Raw genomic sequence first — 20,215 nt, 5'->3', positions numbered from 1 at the left:
ATGAGAAATTTGATTAAAAATTTAGCCGTTTTTGCGTTTGTGGTTTTGGTTGTTGGTTGCGGATATCAGCCAGTATCTAAAATCACTTCGCAGATTATGTCAAAAAGCGTGTATGTCGATGTGCTGATGAGCAAAACAGACCCTCAAAACACAGTGGCTATCAAAGACGCTGTCAAAAGCGGTATCGTAGCGCGCCTAGGCTCAAATTTAGCCGACAAATCTAGCGCACAAACCTACATCGTAGCCAGCATAAAAAGGCTAACTTTCACAGCCCTTACTTACGATAGATACGGTTATATTACGAGTTATCGCGCGAATTTGACGCTAAATTTCAAAACAAAGCTTAAAAATGGCGAAATTTTTAGCAAAGACTGCGTAGGGGACCATGATTTTTCGGTCTCACGCTTAGTCAAAAACAAACACGACACAATCTCAGTCATCAGCGACAAAGAGCGCTATGACGCTATCGAAAATGCCTCTACTCAGGCGTTTGATGAGTTTATTTCTGCGCTTGCGATCAAAGGCATACAGCTTGAACGCGCTAAAAACTAGCTTGGTTTTTGACTTTTTAAACGCTCGTCCGATTTATTATAAAAAGATCGATTACGAGCGTTTTCCAGCTGCATTTGAGGCAGTGCGTAGCGCACTCCCGCTAAAAAATATCACCCAAATCATCGGCACCAATGGCAAGGGAAGCACTGGCAGATTTTTATCTAGGATTATTATGAGTGCAAATGGCGCAAACGGGCGAAATTTGGGCGCTAAATTTAGCGTCGGCCACTACACTAGCCCGCATATTATGAGATTAAATGAGCGCATTTATCGCGACGGGCGCGAGATTAGCGATGATGAGTTGCAAGGTGCGCACGAGTTTTTGCAAGCAAATTTGCCGGCAAAATTTAGAAATAACCTTTCGTATTTCGAATACCTGACTTTGGCGGCTGCGGTGCATTTTATGGAGTGTGATTACTGCGTATTCGAGGCTGGTATGGGTGGCGAGTTTGACGCTACGAGCAGTTTTGATACCAAGCTTTCGCTTTTTACCCCTATTGGCACCGATCATATCGGCATGCTTGGAGAGAATTTAGAGCAAATTTCGCGCACGAAGCTCAATGCAATGGCGCAAAACGCGATTTTAAGCGATGAGATGAACAGCCTTAGCGTGAAAATCGCGCGTGAAATCGCAGCGCAAAAAGGGGCAAATTTGGCGTTTGCAAGCGATTTTTTAAACACAGATGAAAAGCGCGAAATCGTCACATATATCAAAACTCATAATCTAGCAAATTTTCAATATTCAAATTTAAAATTAGCCGTGGCTGGGGCGAAATTTTGGGGCTTAAATTTTAAAATTGCTGAAATTTTGCCCCTTGATTTGCCTGGGCGCGCCGAAGCAATCGCTCCAAATATCATTATCGATGTGGGGCATAACGAACTAGCCGCCGCAGCACTTGCCAAGGAATTTGCAGGCAAAAAATTTACGCTGATTTACAACGCGTTTGCCGATAAGGATATCAAAAAGGTTCTCTCAACCCTTGCGCCGATTATCAAAAATGTCCAAATTTTGCCTTATGAGGCCCCAGGTCGCAAGCTTGGTGGGGAGATGATTACGCAGGCTTTGGACGAGCTTGGTATCGCGCACGCCAAATTTGGGGGCGAGACCTATGAAAATGAGCTTTATTTGGTGTTTGGTTCGTTTCATTTAGTCGAGGAATTTTTGAAATTTTATAATAACGGGGCGAAATTTGGCAAAAACTAAAATCACAATTAGTGATAATTTCGGCTCGAAAACTATGCAATTTGGCGAGAATTTTCGCTTTCAACTTAAAATTTTAGTCGCATTTATCATTGTGTTTTTGCTCGTTTTGTTTTTCGCGCTTTTTCGCCTAAATAACGACAAAAAAAACCTAAAAACCACCAATGCTACGCTAATGGCGCAGATCGAAAAGCTAGAAAAACAAAATCAAAATTTGATAATTCAGGCAAATCAAATGCGCGAACAAACTACACTCGATATCGCAAACGAAGGCCCTGACGGCGATGAGAGCGACGCGCAAATCGCGCAGTATTTCAGCGAAAGACTAGCCCAGCGCAACAAATCAAACGCTAAAACAATCAGCGCAAACGACAACACCTATAAATTGATGTTTCAATACATACCAAACCGCTACCCGATAAAAAACCGCGGAATCACCGATAATTACGGCATGCGCACGCACCCGATAGCCGGTGTCAAACGCATGCACCACGGCATAGATTTGCGCGCCAGTGTCGGCACACCGGTAATAGCCACAGCAGATGGATTTGTCGATTTTGCCGGGGAGAGTGGAAACGGATATGGCATACTCGTGCGAATCACGCATAATTACGGATTTTCGACAAGGTATGGCCATTTAAGCTCGGTTAGTGTGGCTCCTGGCATGTGGGTTAGCAAAGGCACGATTATCGGCTACACGGGCAATACAGGGTATAGCACGGGGCCACATTTGCACTATGAGGTGCGGTTTTTGGGTATGACGCTAGATCCACTAAATTTCATGCTGTGGGACAGCTCGAATTTAAATATCTGGTCGGTCGAGCCAAATGTATCGTGGTATGAGATAAACCGCGTCTTGCAAAGCCAGCTTCAAAGTGGGGCGCAAAAATAATGCAAGCTAGAATTTATGAGTATTTTTCGCAAATTTTAGCGCAAAATTCTGCGCAAATTTGTCCTCAAATTTTAATCACAGATGATGAAAAAGATAGCGCGCTTTGCGCTGAGGTGCTGAAATTTTTGGGTTTTAAAACCTTTGTTTTGCCTGATTTTAGGGCGCATTTTGGCGAGGATTTGCGAAGCTACTACGACGAGCTAATCGGCATTTCACGCTCGCTTGGCGCGTATTACAAATGCGAAGGGCGCAAAATTTTAATCTCGCCAGTTCGCACGATTTTAAACAAACTCCCCACAAAATCGCAATTAAAAGGGATAAAAATCGAATTCGCCCAAAAGCTAAATTTGGCTGAATTCAAAGATGAAATTTTGCGCCTTGGATACAGCGTGACGCAGGTCGTCGAAAGCGCAGGCGAGATTAGCTTTCGTGGCGAGATTATCGATATTTTCCCGCTTGGGGGCGAGTGCGGGGTGAGGGTTTTGCTCGATGATGATGAAATCGAGAGCATTAGGCATTTTGACATTGATACGCAAAAATCCGAAAAAATCGAGCTAGAAAGCGTCGAGATTGAGCCGTTTTTGGCGAATTTAAACAAGGGCGAGTTTGAGAGCGCAAACGAAAAAATTAGCGCCTTTGATAGCGACGCTTTGATTAACGATTTAACTTCGCTTGGGTTTTGGTTTATTGATGGGTTTGCGGATTATTTGCAAGAATTTAGCGCGGTTTTAGCGTGTCCTATCAAAAAAGATGAAATCTTTGCCGAAAGGGATCTAAGCGTCCTTGATACACTGCCGCTAATACCTGCCGCGCGTAAATTTAAGGATTTGCAAATCACGCCAAATAGCGAATTTTTCGAATTTCACAAAAATGATAAAATTACCATTATCGCGCGAAATGACGCACTTTTGGCGCATTTGGATCTCTCAAATTTAAGCAATGCGAAAATTTTAAAAGAGGATTTTATCTTAAATTTAATCAGCTCTGATGAGATTATCGTTTCATTAAACAAGCTAATCCCTAAAAAGCGCGTTCGCAAATCTAGCCTTGCGCTCGATGAGCTAAATCCTGGCGATTTTGTCGTGCATGAAGACTACGGAATCGCCAAATTCGCTGGTCTTGAACTAGCCACCGTTTTGGGGCATTCGCGTGAGTTTGTCGCCCTGATATACGAAGGCGGCGACAAACTACTTTTGCCTGTGGAATACCTAAACAAAATCGACAAATATATCGCTGGCGGTGGCGTAGTAAGCCCTGATCGCCTAGGCAAGGCAAGCTTTGCGAAAATCAAAGAAAAGGTGCGCGAAAAGCTCTTTGTCATCGCTAGCAAAATAATCCAAACCGCCGCTAAACGCGAGCTAATTCGTGGCGTGATGATAGAAAATACTGGCCCAAATTACGCCAAATTTATCGCTTCTAGCGGGTTTTCATACACGCCAGATCAAGAAAGCGCGATTAGCGCGATTTTGCAAGATTTGCGTAGTGGCAAGGTCATGGATAGGCTATTAAGCGGCGATGTGGGCTTTGGCAAGACAGAAGTGGCGATGAACGCGATATTTGCCACGATAAAAAGTGGCTTTTCAGCACTTTTTTTCGTGCCGACGACTTTGCTGTGCGCTCAGCACTACGCCACGCTAAAAGCGAGATTTGAAGAGTTTGAAATCCCTGTTTTTAGGCTAGATAGATTTAGCAAGGCAAAGGAAAAAAGCGAAATTTTAAAACGGCTTAAAAATAACGAAGCGATTGTGTGCGTAGGCACGCATAGCCTGCTAAATGTCGAAGCGCCAAATTTAGGGCTTGTAATCGTCGATGAAGAGCATAAATTCGGCGTAAAACAAAAAGAGAAATTAAAGGAAAAATCGCAAAATTCGCACCTTTTAAGCATGTCTGCTACGCCGATTCCACGCTCGCTAAATATGGCGTTAAGCCAGATTAAGAGTTATAGCACGCTTCTAACTCCGCCACTTGATCGCCTCGATGTGCGCACAATGGTCAAAGAATGGGACGAAAAAATCGTAAAAGAGGCGATTACGCGCGAGCTTCGCCGTGGCGGGCAGATTTTTTATATGCATAATCATATCGCAAGTATGCCTAGCGTGAAAAAACGGCTGCTTGAAATTTTGCCAAATTTAAAAATCGTAATCTTACACTCTAAAATCGATGCGCAAACCACCGAGGACGAGATAGCTAAATTTATCGCTGGCGAGTATGATCTCATGCTATGCACGAGCATAGTCGAGAGTGGAATCCACATGCCACGCGTCAATACGATTTTAATCGACAATGCCGATAAATTCGGCATAGCAGACCTGCACCAGCTTCGTGGCAGGGTAGGGCGCAGCAACAAACAGGCATTTTGCTACTATTTGATTGGCGATAAAACTACCCTTACTAGCGACGCGCTAAAACGGCTCGTGGCATTAGAGAGCAACTCATTTCTAGGCTCGGGCTCAGTGCTAGCGTATCACGACCTAGAAATCAGAGGTGGTGGAAACCTTGTCGGTGAAGCGCAAAGCGGGCATATCGAGGCTATCGGATACAGCCTGTATCTGCGTATGCTAGAAGATGAGATAAACAAGCTTTTAAACCAAAAAACAATCATTTCAAGCGTCGAGCTTAAAATTTCAGTCAATGCCTTTTTAAACAGCGAATATATCGCAGAGGATAGGTTGCGACTTGATATTTACCGCAGGCTTAGCAAATGCGAAAACGCTATGCAAATAAATGAAATTTACGCTGAAATCGAGGATAGATTCGGCAAGGCTGATGTTTATACCAAACAATTCATTGATATGATGATGATAAAGGTGCTAGCCCAAAATATCGGTGTGCGCGCGATTTCGAGCATGGAAGTAAATATCGTAATCACAGATAAAAATGGCGAGAAAATCCGCCTAAAATCGCCTTCGAAAGACGATGATGATGTGCTAGCGGAAATTTTAGTGTATTTGCGAAAGGAAAATAAAAATGTCTGAGTTAAATTTGAAAATAGATTGGCAAAGCGTGCAAGTAGCGCAGTTTCGCAGACACGGATTAAAACTGCGGGCGATAGAGGATATTGATTTTGTGGATATTAACGCGCTTTGTGGCTTGGAGGCGCAAAAAACCGCGCTTGTAGAAAATACGCGAAATTTTATCCACGGGCGCGGGGCAAATCACGCCTTGCTCTGGGGCGAGCCAGGGTGTGGCAAATCAAGCCTAGCAAAGGCAGTTTTTACGAAATTTTTGCAAGACGGGCTTAAAATCGTCGAAATCGGCAAAGATGATTTGGAGTATCTCATCGACATAATCGATGAAATTCGCGCTCAGGATTATTATTTCATTATTTTTTGCGATGATTTAAGCTTCGAGCTTGGCGAAAACGCCTACAAGCACCTAAAACCGTTACTTGACGGCTCTATGGAGCGCGCGCCAAAAAATGTGCTAATGTATGCGACCTCGAATCGCAGACACATTTTAAGCGAGCTAGCTAGCGACAACATGGGCGCGCAGGTGGGCACCGACGAGCTTCATTTAAGCGACGCCAAAAACGAGCGCATTAGCCTTAGCGAGCGATTTGGCTTGCAACTTAGCTTTTATAGTGGCAATATGAGCGAGTATTTGGGCGTGGTGGAGAGCTATTTCGCGGCATTTAGATTTATGAGCGTGGAGGATTTTAGGGCAAAATTTTCTAGCGCACTTGATGAATTGCGCGCCAAAGCTAGCGAGTTTGCGAGGGTTAGGGCGAGCCGAAGTGGGCGGATTGCAAAGCAGTTTGCGCTAAGCTATGCAAGCGAATTTTTTTCGAAATTTAGCCCCGAAAATGAGCGCGACTGAGCTATTTCGCGCACTTTTTGGCGCGATTAAATTTGATGATTTTCGCTGGTGGCCGAATTTTGGCGAATTTGAAGTGATTGTCGGCGCGATACTGATCCAAAACACAAACTGGAAAAACGCCGAACTCGCACTTGAAAATTTAAGGAAATTTGGGCTTTTGGATTTGCAAAATTTAGCAAATTTAAGCGTGGAAAATTTGGCAGAAATTATCAAACCAAGCGGATTTTATAATCAAAAAGCAAAACGGCTAAATTCGCTTTGCAGGGTGATTGAGGCAGAATTTGGCGACTTTGAAAATTTCGCGTGCGCCGTAAGCCGTGAGTGGCTGATAAGCCAAAAAGGCATAGGCGCGGAAACCTGCGACGCGATTTTGTGCTATGCGTGCGGAAGGGCTGTAATGGTCGCAGATAGCTACTCTGCGCGTTTGCTAGGCGCGCTTGGATATGAGTTTGAGAGCTATGACGAGCTTAGCGAGTGGCTTGGCGGGCTAGAATTTAGCGAAGTTTTTAAACTAGCAAATTCTCGCTACAAAAATTTTTCAAACGACGAAAACGGCGCATTTGCGCTATTTCACGGACTAATCGTAGAATTTTGCAAAGCACACTTAAAAGGTAAAAAATTCGACGAATTTGCGATAAATTTGTTTGATGAGTTAAAATGCAGTTAAAAATCCAAATTTTTCTAACAATCTTTCTCGTGATTTACACCCTTTTATCGCTACCTAGCCAGATAAAAAATAAAAACTATTTTCAAATTTTTCTTTTTTTGTCTTTTGTCTGTATTGGCATAGAAATGCTTAGGCAAAACAGCCTTATAAATGGGCTTTTATCTAGTGTTGGTATGGATTATTTCGACATCATTTTTATTTGTGTTATGCTCTTTTTTATCTATGCTTTTCGCTCTGATAAGCTTGGCACTTTTATGATATCTGCAATCTCTTTTTTTGATGGCTTTGCTTCGCTAAACGGATATAAAGTGTGGAACAAATACCAAGGCTGGGTAAGACTTGGCACAAGGGGCAAAATTTTTGCTTTTATTGTGGCTTTTGCCTCGCTTTTTGCTTTTTTATTTGGTAAAAAAAGCAATCAAAATAAACTATTTTTTTGCAAAAATTGTCAAAAGACTTTTTATTTTTATGAGGTAAAAAATTTAAGGTGCAAACAATGTTTTGGGGATTTGGTGGATTACGAGCGCTATTTAAAACAAAAATATGCACATAAAAATGAAATTTTTACTGGTGATAAAGCTGGCAAGTCAAAACCGCGCAAGAATAAACGAAAAAAGCATAAATAAACCCAAAATGGCAAAATTTTAAATGGTTTTGCCCCTTGGAAATTTTAAAATTTCGGCGCAGTGTTTAGAATTTGCGAAGCAAGATTAAATCACGCACAAATGCTTGATTTTCTCGCTCTCAAATTTCAGCTCCACTATATCGTGCCAAAGTGTGACAAACTGGCTATTTACGCAAAAAAGCTCCTCGTGAAAGTGTCCGAAAAACCACTTTTTAAATTTGATTTTGCGATAAATTTCTTCTAACAAATCGCCGTTTAGATCGCGGAAATCTAGCGCAAACTCGTTTATGGCTAGCACCTTTGGCGCAATAGAATTCGGCGCAGTGTGCGAAAGCACCAAATCCACGCTAAAATCGTGCTTGGCGAGGTTTTTGTAAGCCTCGTTTAGCTCAGCCTCGCTGATATTTTCGCCCTCCCACCACGATATGTTTTGCGTGCGATACTCTCTGTCGATACTCGCCGCACCGCCCATACTAAGGACTTTGTGCCCTGCAAGCTCATAAACCTGCCCCCGCATTAAATGATATATGCTCTCAGAAATTTTATGCACTTTTCCGCCGTGAAATTCGCTAATTTCATACGAATTTAAGCGATTGAAATTTTCGTGGTTGCCGTCGATAAAAAGTGTCGTGTAATTTCGCTCATTAAGGTATTTTAGCCAACGAATTTCATCTTTATCTGGTTTGCTCTCCCAAATAAAGCCAAAATCTCCTGCGATAATGAGAAAATCATCTTTGCAAAGCTCTTTTTCGGTTTTGTATCTAAACTTTTCAAACCTTTTCATTTCACCGCTAAACCCACGCCAACCGCCGTGTGTATCGCCTGTGATGAAAATTCTAGCCATTGTTTTGCCTTTAAATTTGTGAAATTTTGTAAATTTTATGAAAATAACTTAAAAAAAGCTTAAATGGTGGAGGTGTGCGGGATCGAACCGCAGTCCAAAAACAAACGACCAAAGCCTCTACATGCTTAGCAAAAGTGAAATTCTCGCCCCGGCTTGCTCACTTTCCAAAACAACTCGCCAAAGCAAAGACTAAATTTCGCCCCGCGCCTCGTCAGAGCGCGAAACTACGCTATCTAGGATTACCCGCTACCGCGCTTAGATAGTATGGGCGCAGTGCAGGGCTCGACTGCGATTACGCTACTTTTGCGTAAGCAGGAGCAAAATTTTTGTTATTTGCGTTTAATTTTAATTTGGATTTTATACGCTATATCCGAAGCGGCATGCCACCTTGACCAATCCATTTCTGTCGAAGCCAAGTCACCCCCAAAAGGAAGTCGCACATTTTACTTCAAAAATTTTATATTGTCAAATTTGGGTTAAATTTGCCAAATTTAGGCTATAATCGCAAAAAATTTTAAAGGATTAAATATGGCAAAAATCACTATAAATGACCTTTATAAAATGAAAGAAAACAGCGAAAAAATCGTTATGATTACAGCCTATGACGCACTTTTTGCCAAAATTTTTAACGATCAAGTCGATATGGTGCTAGTAGGAGATAGCCTAAATATGAGCTTTGGCGGACACGCTGAGACAATCGGCATAAGTGTCGATGAGATGATTTATCACGCAAGGGCTGTCAGGCGTGGTCTAACTCGCCCGTATTTGGTCGTGGATATGCCGTTTTGTTCGTGCGCCACGCCCCAGCTTGCGCTTAAAAACTGCGCCAAAGTCTATGAAAAAACAGGTTGCGACGCCGTTAAAATCGAAGGCGGAAAGGACTTTGCCGCTACCGTCGAGCTTCTTAGCAAAAACGGCATTGCCGTTATGAGCCACATAGGACTGCGCCCGCAACTTTCTCGCTTTCAAGGTGGCTACAAAGTAAGCGGTCGCGAGAAAAACGCACTAAATTCGCTACTTGATGACGCCAAAGCCGTGCAAGATGCTGGGGCGGTTTTGCTTCTGCTCGAAGGCACCATTTCAAGCGTAGCTAACAAAGTAATGAGCGTAGCAAATATCCCTGTTATCGGTATCGGCGCAGGGTCGTGCGACGGACAGGTGCTAGTGTGGAGCGATATGCTAGGATTTTTTGACGAGTTTAAGCCAAAATTTGTAAAACGCTACCTAAACGGCGCCGAACTCGTGCGAGAAGCTGTGAAAAACTACGCTAACGATGTAAAAACTGGCAAATTCCCAAGCGAAGAATTTGAGTATTTGAAATAGGTAAATTTAATGGACAGAATCGTAGAAATAGAAAAATTAAAACTAGATGAAGCGTCGGAAATTTCGCTAAGACCGGCGAATTTCGAGGATTATATCGGGCAAGAAAAAATCAAATCGAACCTAAACATAGCAATCACGGCCGCTAAAAAGCGCGCCGAGTGCCTAGATCATGTGCTGTTTTATGGGCCACCAGGGCTTGGCAAGACCACGCTTGCGCACATTATCGCCACGCAAATGGGGGCTAATATCAAAGTAACCGCCGCTCCTATGATAGAAAAAAGCGGCGATTTGGCCGCGATTTTGACAAATCTCGAAGAGGGTGATGTGCTTTTTATCGATGAAATTCACCGCCTTAGCCCAGCGATCGAAGAGGTGCTATATTCTGCGATGGAGGATTTCCGCCTTGATATCGTCATCGGCTCAGGACCTGCTGCCCAAACCATTAAAATCGATCTGCCAAAATTTACACTTATCGGTGCTACGACCAGAGCCGGTATGATTTCAGCGCCACTGCGAGATCGCTTTGGTATGCAGTTTCGCCTGCAATTTTACACACCAAAAGAACTAGCCAAAATCGTAAAAATCGCCTCGATCAAACTCGAAAAAGAATGCGAAAAAGACGCTAGTAGCGAGATCGCGCGTCGTAGCCGTGGCACGCCACGCATCGCGCTTCGACTTTTGAAACGCATAAGAGATTTTGCTGAGGTCAAAGACGAGGAAATCATCACCAAAGAGCGCGCAAACGAGGGTTTGGACGCGCTTGGGGTCAATGAGCTTGGATTTGATGAGATGGATTTGCGATACCTTGCGATTTTGGGCGAAGCGGGCAAGAGAGCCATGGGGCTAAGCACCATCGCAGCGGCACTTAGTGAAGATGAAGGCACGATCGAAGATGTCATCGAGCCGTATTTACTGGCAAACGGATATATCGAAAAGACAGCCAAAGGGCGCATTATGAGCGTGCGCGCAAAATCAGCCCTAGGATACGAAACCAGCCCCGATGAACGGGGACTTTTTGATTAAATTTAAAATCCGAATAAATTTAATAAATAGCATTTTGCAAGTTACACACACGGCGAAATATTGTAAATTTAGTAAAAGGAGGGAGATTGAAAGATTTAAATTTTATAAATTTACGAGTAAATTCACTTAATTTTTTCGTGCTTTTTGCGCTTTCGTATATTTTGTTTGTATCGCTTGCGTATGTCCTAGTTAAGGGCATGCCAATAGGATTAGTAGCAGTTAAATTTTTCTTAATCGATATGATTTTTGTGAGCGCTTTTATCGCCATTGGGGGGGGGCTTTGGCAGGAGCGAGCGGCGTTTTTTAAGAAATTTTGCTTTATCTTTTTACTCATAAGCATTCCGCTGTTTTTGACATTTACTACACACACCCTTTTAGCGACTCGTAGAGCTAGTCTAAATTTCGCTTTTTTCGCTGTTTTGGCATTTGTTTTACTTATAGTTTTTAGATTGATTAAATTTAAAATAGCGCGAATTTTGCTCTTTGTTTTGATGATAATTCCTAGCGCATTTTATCTAGTGTATTTTTCGCAAACAGGTGGACTTTTTAACGAATACTCGCTTATAGCGATACTCCAAAGCGAACCAGGCGAAGCCATAGAATACCTAAACACGAAATTTAACCTTTATTTGCCCTTAATCATTGCTTTTTTTATTTTGTCGTATTTTGTCATTTTTTCTAACTTTGAGCGATTAAATTTCGTTAAATTTGATTTCGGCGCAGTATTAAAAGTGGCTATATGCGTGCTTTTGGCATTTGATATTTTTACTAAATTTAATTTTAGAAAAATGCAAATTTATGCCATATCGTTAGATAAGGCAAATGAATTTTTGCAAAGCCTAGACAAATTTAAGCAAAACGAAAACGAGCGAATTAGTGGCGTAAAAAATTTAAAATTTAGCGACGAAAAGGCTCTTTATGTCCTTGTCATCGGCGAAAGCCAAAACAAAAATCACATGAGCGTGTATGGTTACAAGCACGATACTACGCCGTTTTTGCGCGAATTTGCAAAGCAAGGCAACTCGGTATTTTTCACAAATGCCTTTTCAAATCACAGCTTCACAATCCATGTGCTTTATCAGTTTATGACAGCGCGAAATCAATACAATGAAATCCCGCAAGAAAAGGCTATTAGCCTAATAGAACTGGCAAAAATGGCAAATTTTGAAACCATATATATTTCAAATCAAGCAAAACACGGCATTTATGGCTCTCCACTTTCTATGCTTTTTGCTAGCGCAAATCAAAAATTTTGGCTCACTGCGCTAGGCACAGATAGATTTCATCGCCCAGAAGAGCCTTATGATGAGAAAATTTTGCCAAAAATCGATAAGATGAAATTCGGGGATAAAACGCTTCTTATCTTGCACCTTATGGGCGCACACTGGAAATACGAAGCAAGGTATCCAAAAGATTTTGTAAAATTTGAATCAAAATACGACAATGCGGTATTTTATAATGATTTTATTGTGCAAAAAATCTATGAAAAAGTGAGCAAAATGCCAAATTTCAAGGCGCTTGTGTATTGCGCTGATCACGGCGAGGATATGCTTTATCAGCACGATAGCTCAAATTTTACTATGGATATGGCGCAAATCCCGTTTTTTGCGTATTTTAGCGATGATTGGATAGCTTTAAATTCGCAAAAATTTGCACAAATCAAAGCCAATGAAAATGAGTATTTTACAAATGATTTGATATTTAATTTCATAAGTGGCATTATGGGGATAAAATCATCAGTCGATGAGCCGTATAATGATATTTCCGGCGAATTTTACGACGCAAATAAAAGCCGTTTTAAAACGCTTCATGGAAAAAGAAAAATTTTAGAATAGTTTTAAATTTTGCATAAAAATATTATAATGTTTTTTTAAATTAATTTAAAAGGCAAATTATGAAATTTATAAATTTTTGTGTTTTGGCGATACTAGGCGCCGTTTTTTAGGCTGCGAAAGCGAAAAAAAGCGTGGATTATTACAGGGCAAATTTAAGCGCAGCCAAAGGGCGCATTATGAGTGTGCGCGCAAAATCGGCTCTGGGATACGAAACCAGCCCCGATGAGCGGGGACTTTTTGATTGAATTGCGTTAAATTTGCAAAATTTAACGCAAAATTTTGCAAATTTTAAAAAATTTCAAATATCAAAATTCAGGCGAAATTCGTTTTTATCATAGCTTATTAGTCCGTCTTTTGCCATTTTGCTAAGTTCGTTTGACATAGCGCTTCGATCCACACCTAGATAATCAGCCAGCCCCTGCCTAGAAAACGGCACACAAAAGCTGGTGCTTGCGTTTTTGAGTGCTTGCTCACCAAAATAAGAAAGCAATCTCTCTCGTATAGTCTTGGGCGCAGTGTGCATCATACGGGCTGAGAGATTTAGGTTTTTGTTGCTTGAAATTTTAAACAGATTATAGATGATTTTGTGATGATAGGGGCAATTTTTGGCACAAGAAGTTAGAATTTTGCGCAAATTTAAAAATAAAATTTCACTTGCCTCTGCGCTTACGACATCGCATTCTAGGGGTTTTGCGCTTATGGCGTAGTTTGCAGCAAATATATCGCCTCTGGTAATACGCCCAAAAATATTGCTATTTCCACGCAAGAAATTTACGACAATATCCACGCTCCCGCTTAACACGAGCCCGATTTTCGCAGTGGTGTCCCCACAGCGAAAGATTATCTCATCTTTGGCGAATTTCGCCCTTTGTGCTTCCAAGCAAGGGAGCAAATCTGCAATCTCATCTTCGCTTATGCCGTTAAAAAGTATGGTTTTGGATAAATTCATAAATTTTGCCTTTTTGTTGTTATAACAACAGAAATTAATTTTGCATTATATTATAATGCGCCTTGAATTTCAAATTTTAAAGGAGAAATTATGGAAAATATGTTTTGTTTCCAATGCCAAGAGACGGCTAAAAACACAGGCTGCACGATTAGTGGCGTATGTGGTAAAAAGCCAGAAGTTGCAGCTATGCAAGATCTGCTAGTGTGGGTTACAAAAGCTCTTTCTAGCGTCGCCTGTGCGCTAAGGGCGCAGGGTAAAAGCGTAGCAAAAGAGGTAAATCACAGAGTAACGATGAATTTATTCGTAACTATCACAAACGCAAATTTCGATAATCCTGCGATTATCGCAATTATCAAAAAAACCCTAGAAATGAAAAAATCGCTTATCGCAAATTTAGGCGATTGTTCAAATTTGCCAAACTTTGCCCTTTGGGAGGGAGATGAGAGCGAATTTGCACAAAAAGCAAGAGAAGTCGGAGTTTTAAGCACGGCTGATGAGGACAAACGAAGTCTAAGAGAGCTTACCACTTATGGATTAAAGGGACTTGCTGCGTATATGAAACACGCAAACGCCCTAAATAAGGAAGATGAGAGCATTGATATTTTTATCCAAGAGGCTTTGGCAAAAACCCTTGATGATAGCCTAAGCATTGATGATTTAATCGCTCTTGCCATGGAGACTGGCAAATTTGGCGTATCTGGCATGGCTTTGCTAGATAGCGCAAATACAGGCGCTTACGGCAATCCTGAGATTAGCGAAGTAAATATCGGCGTAGGGAAAAACCCCGGAATTTTAATTTCAGGGCATGATTTGCGCGATTTAGAAATGCTATTGGAGCAGACACAAGGCAGTGGCGTAGATGTCTATACACACTCTGAAATGCTTCCAGCTCACTACTATCCGTTTTTCAAAAAATATCCGAATTTCATCGGAAATTACGGTAATGCGTGGTGGAAACAAAAAGATGAATTTGAGAAATTTAACGGACCGATTTTGATGACGACAAACTGCGTCATAATCCCGCCTGAGAGCTACAAACACAGACTTTGGACGACAGGGGCTGTGGGCGTGGAGGGTTGCTTGCACATTAAGGGCGAACACGGCGAAAATAAGGATTTTGGCGCCATAATCGAGCAGGCCAAAACCTGTGCCCCACCGACACAAATCGAAAGTGGTAAAATCGTAGGCGGTTTTGCTCACGCACAAGTTTTTGCACTTGCAGATAAAGTCGTAGAAGCGGTAAAATCAGGCGCAATCCGTAAATTTGTCGTCATGGCTGGGTGCGACGGACGGGCGAAATCTAGGGAGTATTACACTGAGTTTGCAAAAGCTTTGCCAAAAGACACCGTGATTTTAACCGCAGGTTGTGCGAAATACAAATATAATAAGCTTAGCCTTGGCGATATCGGCGGAATCCCGCGTGTCCTAGACGCTGGTCAGTGCAACGATTCATACTCACTTGCGCTAATTGCTTTGAAATTAAAAGAAATTTTCGGTCTAAATGATATAAATGAACTTCCACTAGCGTTTAATATCGCTTGGTATGAGCAAAAGGCGGTTATCGTGCTTTTAGCGCTTTTATATCTTGGCGTGAAAAATATCCACCTTGGCCCTACACTTCCAGCGTTTTTATCGCCAAATGTGGCAAAGGTATTGGTCGAAAACTTCGGTATTGCGGGCATTAGCTCGGTTGAGGCCGATATGAGATTGCTTGTTGGATAAATAATAATAGTTCTCCTTTTATGCTCGCCGTTTTGGCGAGCAAATTTTAACCCCAAATTCGCTATAATCTTTCTTCAAATTTCACAAAAAGGCTAAAAATGAAATTTATAAAATTTTGCGCTATTGTGGCGTTTTGCGCCGTTTTTTTGGGTTGCGAAAGTGAAAAAAGCGTGGATTATTACAGGGCGAATTTAAGCGCAGCCAAAGAGCGAGTAGCGCAGTGCAAAGGCATAAAAAACAAATCCAAAAAAACAGCCAAAGAGTGCGCAAACGCGAGCACGGCGCTTTCGCAAGTGGCGGCGAAAATGGATTTAGAAGCAAATCGTGCCAAGCTTAGCATAGGAGCGATTGTGCAGGATTTCACCACGCATTATATCGCGCAGGGCGAGTTTGGCGCGCCTGCTTCTATGAGTGGCGTCTCGCTTCCTTTGCGTGTGGGAAGCGTGGTTTGTGCGGAGTTTGAGCGCAAAAGTGGAGATGAAATGTGGCTTGTGATAAACCGAGATGATGAGTTTTGCGCCGTGATTTATAATGAGTTTAGACAGGGCGAAATTTCAGTGGCAAATTCGGCTAAAATCATTGTAAAATAGGCAAAATTTTAAAATTTTGCTTCGCAAATCCCAAATACTGGCGCGGAATTTTCTTTTAAATTTCAATAATCTTATTTGCATAATTTTGCGATTTCTTTTCGCAAAAATTCTGGGTAAATGGTGCAAATTTCGGGGTGTAAATTTATATACTTTTTAACTTTATTTAACCCAATACCGTGTTTTTTATCATCATAAATCAAAAATCCAGCGTAAAATTGAGCCGTATAAAGTCCCGTTAAATATTGATAAAAAAAGTAGTTGTGAAAGCCACTTACTATCTCTTCGTTTTTGTTGCTAAATGTAGCCAAAGCCTCAAAATGCGCTTCCAAGCTCTTTTTATGCAAAAGTTCTAATAATTGGGATTTTTGCTCTGTAAATGAGCGTTCGTATAGATAAGACTTGTAGTCTTTGCCTGCTTGGGCGCTGATTTTTTTGACGATTTGCAAATCTACATTTTGCATTTCTTTCAGAGCTTGCAATATGCCAGCTAGATTTAGCACTTCGGTTGGGTGTCCGCATGGATCGCCTACGCAGGTTTCTAGCTCGTTAAATTTGGCTAAATTTTCCGTGCCGTTTGAGAGCAGAAAATCGACCTTTTCTTGCAAATACTCTTTGTAAAACTCCAAGGTCTTATCGAATTTGTTTTGATTTTGTGTTTGAGTTGCAATAAGTAAGAAATTTAGCCTTTGATCTAGTAGAAAATATTCTACAAATTCTTGATTTTTCAAGGTTTTGAGCTTTGTTAAATTTGCTATATTTTCATCTTGCCACTCCCGGCTCAAATCTAGCAATTTTTGTGTTTGGGTAGAGTTGTTTGCGTCTAAATTGCTAAGTTCTTTTACAAATTCCACTTTATCAAAAGCCAAAATTTGCCCTACAAGAGATAAAAACAGCAATATTTTTTTCATAAAAATTCCTTTAATAAAATGCGAGATTTTATCTTTTTATATTTAAAATTTTATAATTTTAAAAGAGCCAAAATTTCGGCGCAGTATTTATAGCTTGTGGTAGCGAATTTGAAAGAATTTGGCGTAAAATTTGAAATTTAAAAATTAAATTTATAAAATACCCCTTTTGAAATTTAAAGGATAAAATTTGGCAAATAACGAAAATTTAGACGCGCTTTCACACTCACGCCCTAATATCGTCGATTCCAAGGGCGAACCGCTGGGCAAAGCTAATGCGAAAAACGCAAAAACGAGCAAGATTTTTTTCATCGGCATAATTTTATTTCTGTTTTGTTGCGTGATTTATCTGTTTTCGCCGTTTTTGCTGGCGATTGCGATTGGGGTTTTGATTTCGATTTCGACATCTGGTTTGCATGTCAAAATCCTCTCATTTGTGCGTGGCAAAAAGGTCCTAGGCTCGCTTCTAACGACGCTGGTGCTGTGCGTGGTGCTATTTGTGCCATTTATCTATGCTGGCACGCAGATTACGAAAAATATCGCGCATTTTGACATTTCTAGCCTAAATTTAATGGTCGAAAACGCCAAAAATATGGATATTCAGCTCCCAAAGGCACTAAATGGATTTGAGGCGCAAATCAAGGAATTTTTGGGCAATCTAGACATCGCAGCCACCGCGAAACAGGCGTTTTCATACTTTTCTGTGGCGGGCAAATCGAGCCTAAAATTTATCGCTGATATGGTGCTAATCATCATTTTTTGCTTTTTTTCATACCTTTATGGCGCCGATATTGCGGGATTTATCAAAAAAATCGTCCCTGTTAAGGCTGAGCAGCTTGATTATATCTTCGCAGAGACCGCAAACACCATGAGCGTGGTGCTATACTCGACGATTTTTAACGCCGTTTTGCAAGGGCTTTTGTTTTCGGTGATTGCTGGAAGCTACGGATTTGACCCTGTGCTAATGGGCGTGATTTTTGGATTTTGCTCGCTAATCCCTGCAATCGGTGGCGCGCTCGTGTATGTGCCTACCGCGCTAATCGTCTTTATCGGGGGTTCGACGAGCGGTGCGCTTATCATTTTGATTTATTGTGTAGTGATGATTTCGACGATCGCTGATAGCTTTATCAAACCGCTTGTGATTAAATTTATCAACTCGCGCCTTGTCAAAAATCCCGCCAAAATCAACGAAATTTTAATCTTTTTCTCAATGCTAGCTGGGATTTCGACCTTTGGGTTTTGGGGCGTGATACTAGGCCCTGCGATACTGACGCTGTTTTTAAGCGTGCTAAGCCTGTATGATTATCTCAAAAGCGCAGATTTTCAGTGAGTTTTCAAATTTATCGCTACAATCGCAATCGCGACGCCGTTATCGTGCGTAATCGAAAGCGATGAGGCTTTTATGCGGAATTTCTTTTTTAGTTTTTTTGTGAATTTAAAATTTGGCGCGCCAAATTTGTCTTTGTAAATTTTGGCGTCTTTGAAGCTAAATTTCGCTCCAATACCCACGCCAAGTGCCTTAGATAGAGCTTCTTTGGCGGCATACGCCCCAGCGATACTCTCATCGCGCACGAAAATTTCCCGCTCGCTCTTGCGCAAAATTTTGCACAAAAACTTCGCGCCGTATTTTTCGCGAAGTCTTACAATGCGGGAAATTTGGGTAATATCCGTGCCGATTTTTAGCATTTATAGAGTTTCTTTAATCTCGATATCTAGGATTTTATCGCCGGCTCTAATCGCGTCAAGCACGGCTAATCCTGCATTATCCACGACCTTGCCAAATACCGTATGCACGCCGTCAAGGTGCGGTTGCGCGCTGTGGCAGACGAAAAACTGGCTTCCGCCTGTGTTGCGTCCAGCATGCGCCATGCTTAGCGAACCACGCTCGTGGCGGTGTTTTTGACCTACGCACTCGCAGTTTATACGCCAGCCAGGACCTCCTGTGCCAGTGCCATACGGGCAGCCGCCTTGGATTACGAAATTTGGGATAACTCGGTGAAAATTTAGCCCCTTATAAAAGCCTGAGTTTGCAAGTGTGGCGAAATTTGTTACAGCCTGAGGCGCCTCGTCTGCGTATAATTCTAGCGTCATGTCGCCTTTGTCTGTGTGGATTATGGCGAATTTTAGCTTTGATAGCGCGCTTTCGTCGATTTCATAGACTTTTAACTCTTCCATTTTTGCTCCTTATTCGATATTTGTATATATTGCTTGCACATCGTCGTCGTCTTCGAGGCGGTCTAGTAGCGCGTCGATATCGGCGATTTGCTCGTCGCTAAATTCGTGTTTGTCGTTGGCGATGAATTTCAAATTTCCGCTAATTAGCTCCAAACCTAGCTTTTCGATACCCTCATTTAGAGTGCCGAAATTTTCGTATTCGCCGTAGACGATTAGCGTTTTTTCGCTCTCGCCTTTGTCGTTTTCGAACTCATTTACCTCGATTTCGCTTAGTCCAAAGTCGATTAATTCAAGTTCTAGCTCCTCGATATCTGCGCCATCTGGGAATTTCGTCTCAAAAACTGCCTTTCTGGAAAACATAAATTTCAAACTTCCGCTTGGCAAAAACTCGCCCTTGCCTTTGTTGAAGGCTGATTTTATGTTTGCAACCGTGCGCGTAGGGTTGTCTGTGGCGCACTCGACGATGACAAGCGCGCCGTGTGGGGCTTTGCCGTCGTAAAATACGGTCTTGATCTCTGCGCTATCCTTACCGCTGGCGCGTTTAATCGCCGCGTCGATATTGTCCTTTGGCATGTTTTGCGCCTTTGCAGTCGCGATTGCAGCGCGAAGTTTGGCGTTCATTTCAGGATCTTCGCCACCCTCTTTGGCTGCCATTGTGATTGCCTTGCCAAGTTTTGGGAAAAGTTTGCTCATTTTCCCCCATCTAGCCTCTTTTGCCGCTCGTCTATACTCAAACGCTCGTCCCATAAATTATCCTTAAAATTTGGTATAAAAAGGCTGATTATAGCAAATTTGGCTTAAATTTAGGGGTAGTGGATTTAGGATTGACAAATGTTGTAAATTTTGATATATAATCGCAAAATAATTTTTTCAAGGAGTGAATATGTCTTTTAAACAAACTATGAAATTTAGCGCACCAAAAATCATGTGCAATGGCTGCGCAAATACTATCAAAAACGCCCTAGCTGAGGAATTTGGCGAGATTAGCGTAGATGTAGAAAACAAGGTCGTAAGCGTAAATTTAAGCGTGGATGAGGTGGAAAAATTTCTTAGCGAAATGGACGATTTGGGATTTAGTGCAACCAAAATTTAATCG

At 41.7% G+C, this 20,215-nt stretch carries 20 protein-coding genes and 1 other RNA gene; 14 read left to right on the top strand and 7 right to left on the bottom strand.

The genetic code is table 11. The features are described from left to right. From lptE to OFN98_RS07585, 7 genes are all read left to right on the top strand, one after another. Entirely contained in the window at positions 1 to 552 is a 552-nt protein-coding gene (gene lptE, locus OFN98_RS07615; protein ID WP_270859283.1) for an LPS assembly lipoprotein LptE, read from the top strand. Next, on the top strand, positions 533 to 1,756 hold the full coding sequence (locus OFN98_RS07610; protein WP_270874914.1) for a Mur ligase family protein: 1,224 nt from the start codon (positions 533 to 535) through the stop codon (positions 1,754 to 1,756). Before lptE ends, OFN98_RS07610 begins: the two co-directional genes overlap by 20 nt. Continuing rightward, positions 1,743 to 2,645, top strand: coding sequence for a M23 family metallopeptidase (locus OFN98_RS07605; protein ID WP_270874913.1), 903 nt, complete (start codon positions 1,743 to 1,745; stop codon positions 2,643 to 2,645). The genes OFN98_RS07610 and OFN98_RS07605 overlap by 14 nt, the downstream gene beginning before the upstream one ends. After that, the gene (locus tag OFN98_RS07600; protein ID WP_270874912.1) at positions 2,645 to 5,620 is read left to right on the top strand and encodes a DEAD/DEAH box helicase; all 2,976 of its coding nucleotides are present in this window, start codon (positions 2,645 to 2,647) and stop codon (positions 5,618 to 5,620) included. The genes OFN98_RS07605 and OFN98_RS07600 overlap by 1 nt, the downstream gene beginning before the upstream one ends. Next, entirely contained in the window at positions 5,613 to 6,461 is an 849-nt protein-coding gene (locus tag OFN98_RS07595) for an ATP-binding protein (protein WP_270874911.1), read from the top strand. The genes OFN98_RS07600 and OFN98_RS07595 overlap by 8 nt, the downstream gene beginning before the upstream one ends. After that, positions 6,448 to 7,128 (top strand): 3-methyladenine DNA glycosylase, encoded by a 681-nt coding sequence (locus tag OFN98_RS07590; RefSeq protein WP_270874910.1) that lies wholly within the window; start codon positions 6,448 to 6,450, stop codon positions 7,126 to 7,128. Before OFN98_RS07595 ends, OFN98_RS07590 begins: the two co-directional genes overlap by 14 nt. Positions 7,129 to 7,253: 125 nt before the next feature. Beyond that, on the top strand, positions 7,254 to 7,754 hold the full coding sequence (locus tag OFN98_RS07585; RefSeq protein ID WP_270874909.1) for a hypothetical protein: 501 nt from the start codon (positions 7,254 to 7,256) through the stop codon (positions 7,752 to 7,754). Positions 7,755 to 7,838: 84 nt separating this feature from the next. Here OFN98_RS07585 and OFN98_RS07580 read toward each other — a convergent pair whose 3' ends face one another. Together OFN98_RS07580 and ssrA are read right to left on the bottom strand one after the other, a co-directional pair. Then, complete coding sequence (locus OFN98_RS07580) at positions 7,839 to 8,597, bottom strand: metallophosphoesterase family protein (RefSeq protein ID WP_270874908.1); 759 nt, start codon at positions 8,595 to 8,597, stop codon at positions 7,839 to 7,841. 64 nt (positions 8,598 to 8,661) lie between these two features. Beyond that, positions 8,662 to 9,022, bottom strand: a transfer-messenger RNA (tmRNA) gene (ssrA, locus tag OFN98_RS07575). Positions 9,023 to 9,125: 103 nt separating this feature from the next. Here ssrA and panB point away from each other — a divergent pair. The 3 genes from panB to OFN98_RS07560 all read left to right on the top strand — a co-directional run bounded on the left by panB (position 9,126) and on the right by OFN98_RS07560 (position 12,778). Continuing rightward, positions 9,126 to 9,920, top strand: a complete 795-nt coding sequence (panB, locus tag OFN98_RS07570; protein ID WP_270874907.1) for a 3-methyl-2-oxobutanoate hydroxymethyltransferase — start codon at positions 9,126 to 9,128, stop codon at positions 9,918 to 9,920. A gap of 9 nt (positions 9,921 to 9,929) precedes the next feature. Continuing rightward, a complete protein-coding gene (gene ruvB, locus OFN98_RS07565; RefSeq protein WP_270874906.1) occupies positions 9,930 to 10,943 on the top strand; it encodes a Holliday junction branch migration DNA helicase RuvB in 1,014 nt (337 codons plus the stop codon). An 86-nt stretch (positions 10,944 to 11,029) separates the two neighbouring features. Next, positions 11,030 to 12,778: a phosphoethanolamine transferase gene (locus tag OFN98_RS07560; RefSeq protein ID WP_270874905.1), complete on the top strand. Its 1,749-nt coding sequence runs from the start codon at positions 11,030 to 11,032 to the stop codon at positions 12,776 to 12,778. Between the two features lie 298 nt (positions 12,779 to 13,076). On the opposite strand, the gene OFN98_RS07555 is transcribed toward OFN98_RS07560, so the two are convergent. Next, complete coding sequence (locus tag OFN98_RS07555) at positions 13,077 to 13,727, bottom strand: Crp/Fnr family transcriptional regulator (RefSeq protein ID WP_270874904.1); 651 nt, start codon at positions 13,725 to 13,727, stop codon at positions 13,077 to 13,079. 90 nt (positions 13,728 to 13,817) lie between these two features. On the opposite strand from OFN98_RS07555, the gene hcp reads away from it, so the two are divergent. Both hcp and OFN98_RS07545 read left to right on the top strand, forming a co-directional pair. After that, complete coding sequence (gene hcp, locus OFN98_RS07550; protein ID WP_270874903.1) at positions 13,818 to 15,449, top strand: hydroxylamine reductase; 1,632 nt, start codon at positions 13,818 to 13,820, stop codon at positions 15,447 to 15,449. 98 nt (positions 15,450 to 15,547) lie between these two features. After that, positions 15,548 to 16,039 (top strand): EexN family lipoprotein, encoded by a 492-nt coding sequence (locus OFN98_RS07545; RefSeq protein ID WP_270858171.1) that lies wholly within the window; start codon positions 15,548 to 15,550, stop codon positions 16,037 to 16,039. A gap of 71 nt (positions 16,040 to 16,110) precedes the next feature. Here the strand turns inward: OFN98_RS07545 and OFN98_RS07540 are convergent, their stop codons facing one another. Beyond that, entirely contained in the window at positions 16,111 to 16,947 is an 837-nt protein-coding gene (locus OFN98_RS07540) for a hypothetical protein (RefSeq protein ID WP_270874902.1), read from the bottom strand. Positions 16,948 to 17,134: 187 nt separating this feature from the next. On the opposite strand from OFN98_RS07540, the gene OFN98_RS07535 reads away from it, so the two are divergent. After that, positions 17,135 to 18,274 carry an AI-2E family transporter gene (locus OFN98_RS07535; protein ID WP_270874901.1) on the top strand — a complete coding sequence of 380 codons (1,140 nt, stop codon included), beginning with the start codon at positions 17,135 to 17,137 and terminating at the stop codon, positions 18,272 to 18,274. On the opposite strand, the gene acpS is transcribed toward OFN98_RS07535, so the two are convergent. The 3 genes from acpS to OFN98_RS07520 are packed head-to-tail and all read right to left on the bottom strand — an operon-like array spanning position 18,268 to position 19,866. Next, entirely contained in the window at positions 18,268 to 18,630 is a 363-nt protein-coding gene (gene acpS / locus OFN98_RS07530; RefSeq protein WP_270858169.1) for a holo-ACP synthase, read from the bottom strand. The genes OFN98_RS07535 and acpS overlap by 7 nt on opposite strands. Beyond that, a complete protein-coding gene (locus OFN98_RS07525) occupies positions 18,631 to 19,119 on the bottom strand; it encodes a peptidylprolyl isomerase (protein ID WP_270862590.1) in 489 nt (162 codons plus the stop codon). 9 nt (positions 19,120 to 19,128) lie between these two features. Next, positions 19,129 to 19,866: a YebC/PmpR family DNA-binding transcriptional regulator gene (locus tag OFN98_RS07520; RefSeq protein ID WP_270874900.1), complete on the bottom strand. Its 738-nt coding sequence runs from the start codon at positions 19,864 to 19,866 to the stop codon at positions 19,129 to 19,131. A 136-nt stretch (positions 19,867 to 20,002) separates the two neighbouring features. Here OFN98_RS07520 and OFN98_RS07515 point away from each other — a divergent pair, with 136 nt between their 5' ends. Continuing rightward, positions 20,003 to 20,212 (top strand): heavy-metal-associated domain-containing protein, encoded by a 210-nt coding sequence (locus tag OFN98_RS07515; RefSeq protein WP_442867897.1) that lies wholly within the window; start codon positions 20,003 to 20,005, stop codon positions 20,210 to 20,212. The last annotated feature ends 3 nt before the right edge of the window (positions 20,213 to 20,215 follow it).

Origin of the sequence: Campylobacter sp. JMF_15 NE4, from assembly GCF_027737645.1 — a bacterium.
GTDB lineage: Bacteria > Campylobacterota > Campylobacteria > Campylobacterales > Campylobacteraceae > Campylobacter_B.
The sequence above is the reverse complement of the archived record's forward strand: the minus strand, read 5'-3'. Positions and strand labels throughout refer to the sequence as shown.

Coding starts and splice junctions, on each gene's coding strand:
- ruvB (WP_270874906.1), top strand. CDS start 9,930: ATGGACAGAATCGTAGAAATAGAAAAATTAAAACTAGATGAAGCGTCG.
- OFN98_RS07580 (WP_270874908.1), bottom strand. CDS start 8,597: ATGGCTAGAATTTTCATCACAGGCGATACACACGGCGGTTGGCGTGGG.
- lptE (WP_270859283.1), top strand. CDS start 1: ATGAGAAATTTGATTAAAAATTTAGCCGTTTTTGCGTTTGTGGTTTTG.
- panB (WP_270874907.1), top strand. CDS start 9,126: ATGGCAAAAATCACTATAAATGACCTTTATAAAATGAAAGAAAACAGC.
- OFN98_RS07525 (WP_270862590.1), bottom strand. CDS start 19,119: ATGGAAGAGTTAAAAGTCTATGAAATCGACGAAAGCGCGCTATCAAAG.
- OFN98_RS07595 (WP_270874911.1), top strand. CDS start 5,613: ATGTCTGAGTTAAATTTGAAAATAGATTGGCAAAGCGTGCAAGTAGCG.
- OFN98_RS07600 (WP_270874912.1), top strand. CDS start 2,645: ATGCAAGCTAGAATTTATGAGTATTTTTCGCAAATTTTAGCGCAAAAT.
- acpS (WP_270858169.1), bottom strand. CDS start 18,630: ATGCTAAAAATCGGCACGGATATTACCCAAATTTCCCGCATTGTAAGA.
- OFN98_RS07515 (WP_442867897.1), top strand. CDS start 20,003: ATGTCTTTTAAACAAACTATGAAATTTAGCGCACCAAAAATCATGTGC.
- OFN98_RS07585 (WP_270874909.1), top strand. CDS start 7,254: ATGCTTAGGCAAAACAGCCTTATAAATGGGCTTTTATCTAGTGTTGGT.
- OFN98_RS07555 (WP_270874904.1), bottom strand. CDS start 13,727: ATGAATTTATCCAAAACCATACTTTTTAACGGCATAAGCGAAGATGAG.
- OFN98_RS07545 (WP_270858171.1), top strand. CDS start 15,548: ATGAAATTTATAAAATTTTGCGCTATTGTGGCGTTTTGCGCCGTTTTT.
- OFN98_RS07520 (WP_270874900.1), bottom strand. CDS start 19,866: ATGGGACGAGCGTTTGAGTATAGACGAGCGGCAAAAGAGGCTAGATGG.
- OFN98_RS07540 (WP_270874902.1), bottom strand. CDS start 16,947: ATGAAAAAAATATTGCTGTTTTTATCTCTTGTAGGGCAAATTTTGGCT.
- OFN98_RS07590 (WP_270874910.1), top strand. CDS start 6,448: ATGAGCGCGACTGAGCTATTTCGCGCACTTTTTGGCGCGATTAAATTT.
- hcp (WP_270874903.1), top strand. CDS start 13,818: ATGGAAAATATGTTTTGTTTCCAATGCCAAGAGACGGCTAAAAACACA.